Source organism: Deltaproteobacteria bacterium, assembly GCA_016210045.1.
In the GTDB taxonomy this organism is placed as follows: Bacteria; UBA10199; UBA10199.
The window spans coordinates 1-12,644 of the sequence record JACQUX010000009.1 but is presented as its reverse complement, the minus strand read 5'-3'; the positions used below and the strand labels follow the sequence as shown (position 1 = coordinate 12,644).

9 protein-coding genes are annotated in these 12,644 nt (G+C 63.1%); 1 reads left to right on the top strand and 8 read right to left on the bottom strand.

Features of this window, described 5'->3' with window-relative positions:
- The 7 genes from HY696_02080 to HY696_02050 all read right to left on the bottom strand — a co-directional run bounded on the left by HY696_02080 (nucleotide 1) and on the right by HY696_02050 (nucleotide 10,397).
- The gene (locus HY696_02080) at nucleotides 1-789 is read right to left on the bottom strand and encodes a triose-phosphate isomerase (GenBank protein ID MBI4237191.1); all 789 of its coding nucleotides are present in this window, start codon (nucleotides 787-789) and stop codon (nucleotides 1-3) included.
- Nucleotides 786-1,964: a phosphoglycerate kinase gene (locus HY696_02075; GenBank protein MBI4237190.1), complete on the bottom strand. Its 1,179-nt coding sequence runs from the start codon at nucleotides 1,962-1,964 to the stop codon at nucleotides 786-788. Before HY696_02075 ends, HY696_02080 begins: the two co-directional genes overlap by 4 nt.
- Nucleotides 1,965-1,989: 25 nt before the next feature.
- Nucleotides 1,990-2,991: a type I glyceraldehyde-3-phosphate dehydrogenase gene (gene gap / locus HY696_02070; GenBank protein MBI4237189.1), complete on the bottom strand. Its 1,002-nt coding sequence runs from the start codon at nucleotides 2,989-2,991 to the stop codon at nucleotides 1,990-1,992.
- A gap of 70 nt (nucleotides 2,992-3,061) precedes the next feature.
- Entirely contained in the window at nucleotides 3,062-4,840 is a 1,779-nt protein-coding gene (locus HY696_02065; GenBank protein MBI4237188.1) for a hypothetical protein, read from the bottom strand.
- Between the two features lie 222 nt (nucleotides 4,841-5,062).
- On the bottom strand, nucleotides 5,063-6,892 hold the full coding sequence (locus HY696_02060; protein MBI4237187.1) for a 1-acyl-sn-glycerol-3-phosphate acyltransferase: 1,830 nt from the start codon (nucleotides 6,890-6,892) through the stop codon (nucleotides 5,063-5,065).
- Nucleotides 6,893-6,906: 14 nt separating this feature from the next.
- Nucleotides 6,907-8,325, bottom strand: coding sequence for an FHA domain-containing protein (locus HY696_02055; protein MBI4237186.1), 1,419 nt, complete (start codon nucleotides 8,323-8,325; stop codon nucleotides 6,907-6,909).
- Nucleotides 8,326-8,507: 182 nt separating this feature from the next.
- A complete protein-coding gene (locus HY696_02050) occupies nucleotides 8,508-10,397 on the bottom strand; it encodes an FHA domain-containing protein (GenBank protein MBI4237185.1) in 1,890 nt (629 codons plus the stop codon).
- A gap of 177 nt (nucleotides 10,398-10,574) precedes the next feature.
- Between HY696_02050 and HY696_02045 the strand changes: the two genes are divergently transcribed.
- Nucleotides 10,575-11,801 (top strand): hypothetical protein, encoded by a 1,227-nt coding sequence (locus HY696_02045; protein ID MBI4237184.1) that lies wholly within the window; start codon nucleotides 10,575-10,577, stop codon nucleotides 11,799-11,801.
- Between the two features lie 78 nt (nucleotides 11,802-11,879).
- On the opposite strand, the gene HY696_02040 is transcribed toward HY696_02045, so the two are convergent.
- On the bottom strand, nucleotides 11,880-12,554 hold the full coding sequence (locus tag HY696_02040; protein ID MBI4237183.1) for a hypothetical protein: 675 nt from the start codon (nucleotides 12,552-12,554) through the stop codon (nucleotides 11,880-11,882).
- Nucleotides 12,555-12,644 lie beyond the last annotated feature (90 nt).

Below are 12,644 nucleotides of genomic sequence, written 5' to 3'. Positions count from 1 at the left end.
TTAGTTCCCTTCTTCCCGCGATCGCACCCCGCGTTCCATCGTGCGGACGATTTCCGCGAATTCCACCGCCTCGAGCGACGCGCCGCCGACCAAGCAGCCATCGATCTCCGGATGGCGAGAGAATTGCGCGACATTGCTCCCCTTCACACTGCCGCCATAAATAATGCGCACTTGGGCCGCAGTCGGGGCATCGAAGCGTTTTGCGATTTGGTTCCGTATATAATGATGCACTTCAATCGCCATTTCCGGCGTGGCCGGAGTCCCCGACCCGATCGCCCAGACCGGTTCGTAGGCCACGACACATTGTTCCATTTCGCGATGGTGCAAATCGACCAACGCCCCTTTCAGTTGGCGATCCAACACTTCCCAAGTTCGATTCGCTTCCCGTTCGCCCGCAGTCTCGCCGACACAAATGATCGGTTGTAATTCGTGACGTAACGCGGTCGCGATCTTTTTGTTGACCATCTCGTCCGTCTCGCCGCAGTACTGCCGCCGCTCCGAGTGCCCGACGATCACATAGCGACAGCCGATATCGCAAAGAAACGCCGCTGCCACTTCGCCGGTAAACGCTCCTTTGTCTTCCCAATGACAATTTTGCGCCCCGAGTTGAAACGGCAGGTCTTGGATCGCGACCCCGACCGAATAGAGGACCGTGAACGGCGGGGCAACGACCACATCGGCGTCCGGCGGCGTCTTGAACTGATGTTCCAGCGCCGTCACGATCTTCAATGACTCGGTCACCGTCCCGTTCATCTTCCAATTCCCCACGATCAGCCGCCGACGTGTCATGCTAAGGCCTCCACTCCTGGCAACAGTTTCCCTTCCAAAAATTCCATACTCGCCCCCCCACCCGTAGAGAGGTGCGTCACCTTATCAGCCACTCCGGCCTGTTGCAATGCCGCAATCGAGTCCCCCCCGCCAACGACGGTGGTTCCTCGACTGGCGGCGACGGCATCCGCGACGGCCTTGGTGCCGGCGGCAAACGGGGCCTGTTCGAAGCACCCGAGCGGACCGTTCCAAAAGATCGTGCGGGCCCGCGTTAAGGCACTACAAAACGCCGCCACGGTCGCGGGTCCGATATCCAGGCCCATCAGCCCGGCGGGAATCGCATCGTCTCCGCTCGGCCGCGGCGTCGTGGATTGCGGCGATTCGGCCATCACGTGATCGACCGGCAGCACGATGCGTACGCCGACTTCGCTGGCCCGCGCCAACAACTTGCTGGCCGTGTAGACCTTCGATTCATCTACCAACGACGTGCCCACCGCAATGCCACGCGCCTTCAAGAACGTGTACGCCATGCCACCGCCGATCAGGATCACGTCGACCTTGCCGAGCAAATTTTCGATCAAGTCGAGCTTATCGCCGATCTTCGCCCCGCCCAACACCGCGATGAACGGACGCGCCGGCGCGGTCAACAATTTACCCAACGTTTCAACTTCACGCCGCATCAGCAATCCAGCCGCATGTTCCGGCAGATGTTTCGGCACACCCACGACCGACGCGTGCGCCCGATGCGCCGCCCCGAACGCATCGTTAACATACACTTCGGCATGCGCCGCCAATTCTTGCGCGAAGCCGTCGTCGTTAGCTTCCTCTTCCGCGTGGAAGCGGAGATTTTCCAGCAACACAATTTGTCCGACGTGCAGCTCGTGGCAAAGCTTCCGCACCCCATCGCCCACACAATCTTCGGGTAATACGATATCGACGCCCCCCAACAGTTCCGCCAGCCGTTCGCCCACCGGCACTAGCGAATACTTTTCCTCGAATCCGTTCCCCTTCGGACGGCCGAGGTGCGAGGCCAAAATCAGCCGCGCCTTTTGTTCCCGCAAATACTCGATAGTCGGCAGCGCGGCGCGAATGCGCGTGTCGTCAGTCACGCGGCCGTCTTTGATCGGACAATTGAAATCGACCCGCAGGAACACGCGCCGTTCATGAACATTCAGTTCTTGGAGTGATTGGACCATATCTCCCCCCTGACGTACGCACGTATTACAACCGCGTCCCGATGTAGCGGACGACGTCGAGCATGCGGCGCGAAAAACCGGCCTCGTTGTCGTACCAAGCCAGGACCTTCACTAAGTTGCCGATGGCATTGGTCGATGCGGCGTCGACGATCGACGAATGCGGATCGTCGAGGAAGTCGATCGAGACCAGCGGCTCGTCGCAATAGCGGAGCACGCCCCCCAACGGACCGGCGGCCGCGGCCTTGAGTGCGGCGTTCACTTCAACGGCCGTCGCCTTTTTGGCGAGCGTCGCCGTGAGATCGAGGCACGAGACATTCGGCGTCGGCACACGGATCGCGATGCCATCCAGCTTCCCTTTTAACGCCGGGAGCACCAAGCCGACGGCCTTCGCCGCCCCGGTCGTGGTGGGGATCTGCGACAACGCCGCCGCGCGCGCGCGCCGCAAGTCCTTGTGCGGGCTGTCCATCAGACGCTGATCGTTGGTGTACGAGTGGATCGTCGTCATTAAGCCGTGCTCGATGCCGAAGTTTTCGTGCAACACCTTCGCCACCGGCGCCAGGCAGTTCGTGGTGCAGGACGCGTTGGAAAGGACATCGTGTTTGCCAGCGTCGTAGCTCTCGTGATTCACGCCGTAGCAGACCGTTAAGTCCGCTTCCTTGGCCGGCGCCGAGACGAAGACCTTGCGCGCCCCGGCTTGGAGATGCAGCGCGGCCGCCGCGCGATCGGTGAACTTGCCGGTACATTCGAGGACCACGTGCACGCCGCGCTCTTTCCACGGCAGCTTGGTCGGGTCTTTTTCCTGCGTCACCGGAATCGTCTTACCGCCCACAACCAATGCGCCAGCGCGCACTTCGACCGCCTCCGTCGCGCGCCCGAAGACCGAATCGTATTTCAACAGATGCGCCATCGTCGAGACGTCGAACAGGTCGTTGATCCCGACGAATTCCAGCGCCGGATCGTTGATCCCTGCCCGCACCACATAGCGCCCGATGCGCCCGAACCCATTAATGGCGATACGAATGGTCATAGTGGCTCCTTATATTAAGGTGGGACACCCGATCAATGGCGGACGCGCTAACACGGGGCTTCGCGGGACGTCAAGCAACGGCAACTGGTTTGAGAATCGGTTTGAGGAGGTTTTGAAGGGTCATCACCGCGCCGCGCAGCAGTTCGTCGTCGCCGGCCAGCGTCAGGAGTTCGGCGATTGTAACGATTCGGCCGTCGAGTTGATCGCCATGGGCTTCGAAGAGGCGGGCCAGCGGACCGAGTGCGGAGCGGGCGAGCGCTAAGGCCCCGGTACGGACGGCATCCATATAGATATCCACAGCACGGGACTCAGCTTGCTTCGCAGGGGCCACAAATTCTTTCAAATTGGCCAGCAGCTGCTGGAAGCGTCGATGAAAGAGGTCACTGCCAGACGAGAGACCTGCCGGCAACGCGGCCGGGGTCCCGGGAGTCGACGCGGCCGTGGCCGCAGCACGACGCTCCCGCAATACGACATAGGATTCTAACAGCTGCAACGGCCGCGGATGGCGCAACACGAGTTCGAGGTCGGCCAGCGCAAATTGGACAGCGGGCAGCGGCTGGAGTTCGCCCCGTCCAGCGGCGAGTCCCAGACGTTGATCCAACGTGTGCGCCGCACGATAATCTTCCGCCGCTTGCACTGTGGCGCTGAGCCCTTGCGCGGCAATGGCGGCCGTTCCATCACGGAAGAGCGTGCCCACCTCGACCGGCGTTTGCCGACGCCGTTCCAGCAAACGGCGCAGTTGACTGCGCACCACCTCGGCGCCACCATCGATCCGTTCCGCAAGCCGTCGCTCGACGTCTTGATAGGCCCACACCGCCTCGCTGACCGCTTCGACATTCCCCGCAAGCAAAGCGTCGTGGATCGCCGCCAGCAATGCGAGCGGTTCCAAATACGCGGCCTCGCCCGCTACTCCACGCTCAACCAACGCCCGCCCCAATATCGCCGCGCTCCGTTGGAAACCGTGTTGTCGGGCGAAATAGTAGAGTGTTGCAACCACGCCCTCGAGCTGCGCGCCGTGCCGCACGTCGCCGACGGTTCGCGTCAACCACGTCTGCAAATTGTCCGCGACGCCGACCCACAAGTCTTGCCACCCGCTTAATTCCTCATTCGTTCGCGACGCCGTTGCGCGTGCGGCCCGCGCCTGCGCCAGGAACCAACCCGTCTCTGCAACGAACAACTCCGCCGCCTGACGCGTTACCAAATCGAGATCACGGATGGCCGTTGAAGATTCGCGGATCGGACGTTCGCGCAGTTGCGCAAATGCCGTAAGCACTTCGTGTAATGTGCCACCTACGCCAGCCACTGCGACCGGATCGCCACCGAGCACTGGTCGCACTGCGCGTTGGAGGATTGCCGCCAACGGATGCGCATCCGCGCGCAGCGGCAACATCGCGGGATAGAGCGATAATCCTGCGAGGAACGGATATTGCCGGAGTAGCTCCGCAAATTGCTCCCGATCCAACAAGCGAGCCGGATCGAAACTCAACGAACGGCCCGCAAGTCCAGGAAGACCGGCAAACGGCCACGCCGCATCATGCGCCGGGCGTCCGCCGGCCACGCCTGCGCTGGTCATCCAGATCCTCACACCCAACCGCTCGACAGACGCCCGAACCGCGGCGGGAGACAAAGCAACGAAACGCGCCAGATCCCGCTCCAGCGCAGCGAACGCTTGGGCATTCCAGGTTTGCGCGGGAGGCGGAGCGACGAAAAGATCTTCGGCCGGTCGCACTACGCGCCGCGGCGGTCGTGGTGCACGCAACGGACTGGGAGGAGGCTTCGCACGCCGCGTGGCCCATGCGGGCTTCGTCGGAGTTCGCACCGGCGGCGCCTTTTCCGGAGGACCTGCCATAGAGTACCGCCCCTTAATACAACCGTTATCGGCCGCAAGCCAAAAATGTTGCCTGAATCGACCTGATTTCCATATTTTCCCCTCTCCACGACGGGGGAGAGAGTTCCGCCTTAGGCGGAGGGTGAGGGTCTGCATCGACCTGATTTCCCTTGTTGCGCTCCCCCTCACCCAGCCCTCTCCCCAAAGGGAGAGGGGACAACTCGTGCTGCGCGGCTACTGCGGCTATTCCTCCAACGGCGGCTCCCATCCGTGCGCAAACCGTTGTAATGGCAGTAGTTCGCGCGCGGTCGCGGCCCAGATTCGGCCGGTCACCCAACGCACATGGAGTCGTTCCCGTTGCTCCGGGGCTAACGCCTCCCCACCGCGCCCATTCTGCCGCTGCGCGGTCCGGACTATCCCCTCTTGCGCGACATCCCACGCGGCCTCGAGGTCCGAAAATGCCAGCGGCTCCCCGACCCCCATGATCATCCGCTGATTCAAACGGATCCCATGCTTCAAAAATCGGCCGCCATCGGTGCCCATCGTACTCCCCGGCCCCACCAGGTAAATCGGCACGAAGAGCACGTCTTCTCCTCGCGTCCGCGTTGCCGTCGCAACATTGACCATCCCGGCAGTGAACGGGGAGAGGCCATATTCAAATCCAGGGATCGGCGTGTGGTCGCGGGTGCCGGGACCGAAGATGAGCACGCTGCGGTCGGCGTCGAAGCGTTGCAACGCCTGCGCCCGTAAATGTGCGCGCGCCTGTGGGGAATCGCGATCGACGATAATGCAGTCACCAATGGCCAACGCCCCGTCATGCCGCCACTGCGTGGGCCGCCACGGATGGCGCAACGCGGAGAGCCCGATCCACGGCGCGGTCAACAAGTCATCCTTCGCGGCAATAGCCGGCGCAAACATCCGCAGGAACCCGAGGATCGTCGGAGTATCGTAATGGGAGCGATGGGTGACCACAAAGATGACGCGCTTTCCTTCCGCTTGCGCCTGCGCCACGGCCGCCAAGCGATCGACGCGATAGACATACGGCTGCCAATTGAGTCGTTGCAACATCGCCAGCGGAACCGCGCCGGAGAGATGGCGCCAGACCGTGGCGTCTGGCAGCGCGCTGCGACTCAGCAACGAGACCAGCGCGGCACAATCGTCCAAATGGGGCCACATCCCGGCACGAGTGGAAAATACCGGCGCGCGGTCGGGATATGGCCCGCGACTCTTCGCCAACTCCGCGACGGTCTGTTCCACCACGGACGCCGCGCTTTCGGCGCTCGCTGTCGATGCCGTTGCGACGTTCCCGGCGAATTGGGCAAAAAACGCGGCCCACGCGTCAAACGGAACGGGCGCCTGCGCCGCCCGCTCTAAGAATGCCACTTCGGCAGGATGCAGCGCGCGTGCCCTGTGGGCCACTGCCATCGTCCCGCCCCACAACGTGGCGGCGCCGCTCACCACAGCCACGCCTCCGGCAAGCGGGCCAAACAATCCAGCCACGACTGCGGCGAGACTGCCTAACGCCGCAGCGCTGACGCCTACACCCCACGGCCAGCCGGCCGCCAATGCCCAAGCCATTCCTTGAATACGCAACCCACGCGCCCGCGCGGCATACTCCGGGGCATCGGGGAACAGGAGCGGTTCCGGACACGGAGTCGACAACGCCTCCGCTGCGGGCACGGCCGATAATGGCGCGCCGACCAGTTCCGCAAAGCGCCCGGGCATATCCAAATGCCGGATCTCGCTCAGCGCGTCGGCGAAGCCGCCATACGCCTTGCCGGTCACACGCGCCAACGCCCGCGCCACCTCGACCGGATCCGAGCCATCGCTGATCCGCAGCGAACCGACGTCCAATTTTCGCCCCGCCCGCGTTCCCGCAACTATTTGCCCGACGACCCGCACCACGCCCATCGCATCGGATGCGTCCAGCACACGCGCGGGATCACCTAAGAGTCCTTCTTGCAACCGCACCAGATTTTGCCGCAGCCGTTCTCGCCTCAGATGTTGCGGCGCAAACGACAGTCCATCGTTACGGTGAAGATTTGCAGCACGCGTGCGTCCGGATTGGAACATGACTGCCTTTATGATCAACGTCGTGATGTAGAATCAAACAGACGCCCATACAATTCCATCGCTTCGACCTCTTCATATCCACTTAAATGCGCCGCCAAGCGCCGTTGCAGGATTTGCACCTGCTCCGCTGCCCGACGCCCGCTCTCCCAAGGGACCACGCAATTCACCGTCGGGACCATGCCATGCGCATTCGTCAGATCCGCAACCGTGAACGTCCCATCAACGCCGTGCTGATCGACTCGCCACTGTTTAATGGCCGTCTTTCCCGATCCCGACATAATCGAAATCATCCCTTCACGTGCCATGCGGGCACGTCCCGCCGCATCGCCGCCAATCGTCATCCCGCCGAGCACGTTCTGGTACATATCCGGAGTGACCCAGTCGATCGCCACCTGCACACTCGGAACGCCTTCCGCAAACAAAGCCGGCCAGTCGAGTCGGGCGAAAATGGCGTTGAGTTCCGGCACGGTCACCGTCGTCGGCAACAAGACGTGAATTTGCCCGCGCCGTCGCGGCGCGCTCTCGGCATCCGGCATGATTCGGATATCGAAGCGCCCACCGGCACGCGCGGTCACAGTCAGGCGATTCGGCCCCGCGCTCACCGCATTCGCGACTGTCATCTGTACCTCCGCCGCGCTGAGCGTCGGCATCGCCGCGACTGCCGCTGCCGACTGCGGTCGCGCTGCCGGGAAAGAAGCCACCGTTCGGGCCTGCGCACCTCGCGGCAATTGCAATACTACGCGGAAATCAGACACGTCCGCCAAATTGAATTCCACCCGATCCTGGTCCGACGGAACAGTCAATGAGTGACTCCCTGTGATGCGACGACCTCCGACATACACGCCGTTCGATGATCCCAAATCCGTGATCGTCACTTCACGCGCCGTCGGGACCCAGGTCACCCGGGCATGTTGCCGAGACACACGTCCACTGTTAATTGGAGCAAGGGTATCGGAATTTCGCCCTAGAACAAATTCGACCCGCCCCTCCCAACCATCGAGATCGATGATCAGACCGTGGCCAGTCGCTGTGACACGTTGCTTCAATGCGGCCATGCGGTCAGAGGCCGCTGGTCGTCCCGCGCTCGGCGGTGCATCACCCGGCAACAGCGCCGTCCGCCCCGCCACCGGTTCGGCACCCAAATCGGCCGCCCGCTCTCGAAACAGTCCCACTCGCGCCCGCTCCGCTCGTGGCTGGACCAACGCGTCGAATCGATCCAACAACCCCGCCGCAGCGGTACGATAATGATCCTGTGCCCGGCCGATAAGCCGGCCAAGCGGGCCGACTTGTTTTGCGGCCACTCGCTCAGCACGTTGCACCAACGCCTGGGCCTGCGGTGGAGGGTTCGGCGTGCGCATCAACCGCGCCCGCGCCGCCGCCAAACGCGCCGTGATATTCGATCCATTCCCGACCCCATTGCGTCCTACGCCCATACGATCCACTCCTCCGGCAAACGTTCCGCCGACTGACCTGCACCCCTCGTCCCTATATCGACCGCCGCACGGAAAAAGTTGCCTGAGTAGACCTGACTTCCATATTTTCCCCTCACCCCGACGGGGTGAAGGTTCCGCCGGAGGCGGAGGATGAGGGTCCGAGTCGACCGATGTTTCCTCTCTCACCGACGCTGCGGCACGACGGAGGGCAACAAGTGCGCGGGATCAAGGATGCGCGCATTCGGCGGCAACGCGGACGCAACGCGATTCAGCGGATTTTCGGCGCTGACGTCCCGATCCTGATGCGGGAAATAGACCACGCCCGGCACCCTCCCATGATGGAACATGTCTTCTGCCCGCGCGGTCACGTCCGGATTGAGTCGCGTAAAACGACGCAGCGCCGCACATGCACGCGCGCACGCGTCGTTCAGGAGCAGCCGCGCCGCATCGGCAGCGTTGCGATGGTAATACCAACGACCTTCGTGCTGATACAGATACCCCGCGTCCGGCCACGGCAGGTTGAATGTAATGCCGGGGGGAGCGCTGCGGGCTCGCTGCACGTCGGCACTCGTCCACGAACCCATCACTCCGTCACGATCGACCTGCGGCAACCACGCGCTCGTCAGCGAACCCCCGCCGCTTGGGCCCGCAAAGGCGATGCTTCCGCGGATTCTGGCCAGTTCCACGTCGTGGATGTCCCCCTGATACACGCCGACCATGCTGTCGTAGTGACGGCGTCGGAAGAAATCGACATCTACGTTAGCGCGCGCCGACGTCCCAAAGGGGCGGATGTGTTGCGACACGGCCGCGACGACTTCAATCATGCCATCCACCGCCACATCACCCGGGAGGGAGATGCGTAGATGCCCGGCCTCGCCGCTCGCCGCCGGCAACACCTCGACCGCAATATCGCCGTTGTCCCGCTCCGAGACCTTCACCCGGCACTCAGGCCCGAACAGCCCCCCGAGCGCTTCGCGTAACTGCCGCTCTTTGCTACCCCGCGCAACAAAGGGATGCGAGCCCTCCTCCACCACGGCGGGGCTAGCCCCCCGCGCGCGGACTAACGGCGCGGCTGCGGGATCCGGCGCCTCACGGAGATCGTCGAGACCACCCAATGCGTCGCGACGCCGTTCCGCCACGGCAACCGGGTCGTCTTCACGTAATTCCACCGACCGACGAATCCGCGCTGCCGCCCGATCGGGCGGTGGTTCGGCGGGCGCATCCGCACGACCTCGCCCTGCCGCCGCAGCGCCTTGCCCCACGACCACAGTCACCGGCCAATCGCCGATCGTCAGTTCAAGACCGCGTTGCCCCCCACGCAGCGTCGCTGCCTCGAATTGTTGACTCGTCCCCCGCGTGACCCGCGTCGCACCGACCAGCGGCCCATTTGTCGACCCATGGTCCTGGACCACGAAGGACGCACTCCGATGCAGGGGATCATACGTCACCGTCAAGTGACCCGGCCGCCCGTCGTGTCGTCGGGAGATTAGTCTATCATCAATGCGCACCAAAACGTGTTCGGCCCCCAATGCCTCGACGCCCTGCGACCCGTCGCACCCGGTACCGCCGCGCGCAAACGTGAACTGCACCGGAGCACTCAGCCGAAGTCCTGCCAAATTAATGTCGATCGAATGCGCCCCGAAACTGACTGCATGGGCGAGCGGCGATGTGCCGCGCGCGGCCGCTGCGACCCCGGCCTCGATCCCGCCGATGTCGATGGTGACGGATTGCATCCGCGGATCGTAATCGCCGGCCGTCGGGGCGAAACGTCGCGCCGCATGATCCAGTGCCGCAGCTCGGCGCCGTTGCACGGTATCGCCGACGATCTCGAGCGTCTCGAGTTGCGTTGCGCGCGCCACGCCAAGCACACGCGCATTCGCACGCTGCAGATACGCGAGATGCCAGTCGTCGCCCGGACGCAAAAAATCAAACCAGCGCGGCCCCCTATTCAGGCCCTGTTCGGCACGTTGCAGCCGCTTCGCCAACCGTTGCGCCTGCGGCGCCGGCAACCCACGAAGCGCCTCTCGCACCGTGCTCATATTGCGTCGAACCAATCCGGGTGTCAGTGCCATAGGTGTCATTCCTCCGTGTGCCGTGTATATCGACGCCTTCAAAGAAAAAGTTGCGTGGATTGTCACGATGCAGTGCGCTAACCGTATTCCAACGTGCTGGATTTTCTCCGGGATCGCTCCGTGTTCCTCAGAAAAACATCCTTTACTATGCGACATATCAATGGCTAGAGATGCGCCATGCCCCTGCGTCCCGTGCCTCGTGCCGCCCGCTATCTCCCAGCCACCGCCGATCTCCGCCGCGTCCGCTTGCCGCTCGGCACTATCGCCGTCCCGTTGCCAAACGGATGGATTTACGTCTCACGCGGCTGGCCTGTTGCGGCGCACGGCCTTCGGACCGACGCGGCATTGGCCATGCATATCTCGGATCCATCCCAAGGAAGAACCTCGGAACTTCGGAACTCCGAACCTCCGACCCCGCATGCGCTGCGCTTCGCGGATTCCCCGCACGGCCGTCCAGTGCCGGCCCGGAACGCCCCCCCACCCGATGACGCCGCCGCACACGAAGGCTCACACTCCGCGTCCAGAGGCGACCGACTCCCTCCGATCTCGCCCCCCGTGTTGGCGGCACTGCGTGGTCTGGCGTGGGATCACATTCAGGATGGATGGCAACGTCCGTTCGATGCCGCACTCGCAACCGTCGGCTACCCGACAGGACGCAAGGATATCACCACGGCCTGGCAACGCGGTCGCCGCGATCTCGCGACGGAACAGACCGTGTCGATCGTCAACGCCCTCGGCGCGCGCACTTATGAACCGCATGCGTCCCTGGACACCAGCCTCGCTTACGCCGCCCTGTTGCGGGACTGGTCTCGGGAATGGACGCGCCGCCTGCCCGCCGGCATGGCGGATACAACCATCCGGCGCACCTTTCCCCACAGTCGCATGCACGACTTCCTGACCCACGCCCTCCAACGCCTCCAAGAAATCGCCGCTACACAACCGGAGCGCCGCACCGATTTTCCCTTCCTCTTCCGAGTCCGTGCCGTCCTCGCAGTCGCCGCCACCGTAGTGGCAGCAGACTGCCTGCCGGGCATCGCGGATACGACAGTGGTCACACACCAACACACGTATCGCCCGGCGGAGACCGACACGCTGCTCCTCCACTATCGTTGGTGTCTCGAGATCGGCGCCTATGACTGGGCCCGCGCCATCGCGACCGACATCGACAGGGCCGCGCCGCGACCCGACCCCAGCGGCGACTTCTCCTTGTTGGCCCGTCTTTGTGAGGAACTGACCAACACCGAATGGGGCGCCACGTTTGCCGAGCCGCTCACGGCCGCAGAGTTCCAGCGTGGCCGCAGACTCCTCGCCGCACTGCTGCCCCACACGACCCAAGACGCCAACCACGCCCTCCGCGAACTGATCGCGCTCGCCACAGACACGCCACTGGAACGCCCGTCTTGAAATCGGTTCAGGCAATAAAACGGGGCGCCCGGCAGAGGGGCGCCCCGTGAACACACGGACCGAGTAGCGTGGGAATGCCTACTCGTCGTTGAATTGGCATTGTTCGGAACTATCTTGCACCACGGTGTTGCCGTTTTGGTCCGAGCAATCGGCATACGCAACTTGGCCATTGCCCTGGAGATAGAGCGTGCAGTCGAGTGTCAACGATTCTCCCTCGACATCGAAGTTAAACTGTCCCCAAATTTGCGGCTCATAGCTGTCGGTATTCCGCCACACCCCGACCGACCCGCTTTGCATCAGGATCGTCGTGCCATTGCAATCCCCGGTGACTTGACCGGTAATTTCGAAGGCCGCGAGCTTCCCTTCACCATCCGGTCCCGCCCCCTCATTCGGCGTTCCATCCGGCTGCGTACAGAAATGTGCCGCGTCGACATTCAGCAGCGCGTTTACCGAACCAAACGCACCCGGATCCCGATACGGACTTACTTGCACTGCCGTGCTCGGCGCCAAATCAGCCGCAACAAAATTGCAGGTGTCCCCCAAATCTTGGGACTGGCTTTCAACGCTCGCGGCCTTCGCGATATTGGCCCCCGCTCCGGAACTGAACAACGAGGCAACAGCCGCAGCCGCCGCGTCGGTACTGCTCGTGCTGGCCGTGCTCGCGGTCTCGGTACCTGCCGTAGACGCCGCTCCACACCCGCTGAGCAGCGCCGCCGCCAAACCGAGCCCCAGGTAATAGTTTCTGATCTGCATTGTACCCCTCCTTTTTTGTTAACTAATTTTACAACTGACCGAGAGCCATTGTTGCGGCTACAGAAAATTTTGTACACAAATATTTTGTTT

Bases quoted from the DNA above. Each gene is read 5' to 3' on its own strand.
- HY696_02080 (MBI4237191.1), bottom strand. From the start codon at position 789: ATGACACGTCGGCGGCTGATCGTGGGGAATTGGAAGATGAACGGGACG.
- HY696_02075 (MBI4237190.1), bottom strand. From the start codon at position 1,964: ATGGTCCAATCACTCCAAGAACTGAATGTTCATGAACGGCGCGTGTTC.
- gap (MBI4237189.1), bottom strand. From the start codon at position 2,991: ATGACCATTCGTATCGCCATTAATGGGTTCGGGCGCATCGGGCGCTAT.
- HY696_02065 (MBI4237188.1), bottom strand. From the start codon at position 4,840: ATGGCAGGTCCTCCGGAAAAGGCGCCGCCGGTGCGAACTCCGACGAAG.
- HY696_02060 (MBI4237187.1), bottom strand. From the start codon at position 6,892: ATGTTCCAATCCGGACGCACGCGTGCTGCAAATCTTCACCGTAACGAT.
- HY696_02055 (MBI4237186.1), bottom strand. From the start codon at position 8,325: ATGGGCGTAGGACGCAATGGGGTCGGGAATGGATCGAATATCACGGCG.
- HY696_02050 (MBI4237185.1), bottom strand. From the start codon at position 10,397: ATGGCACTGACACCCGGATTGGTTCGACGCAATATGAGCACGGTGCGA.
- HY696_02045 (MBI4237184.1), top strand. From the start codon at position 10,575: ATGCCCCTGCGTCCCGTGCCTCGTGCCGCCCGCTATCTCCCAGCCACC.
- HY696_02040 (MBI4237183.1), bottom strand. From the start codon at position 12,554: ATGCAGATCAGAAACTATTACCTGGGGCTCGGTTTGGCGGCGGCGCTG.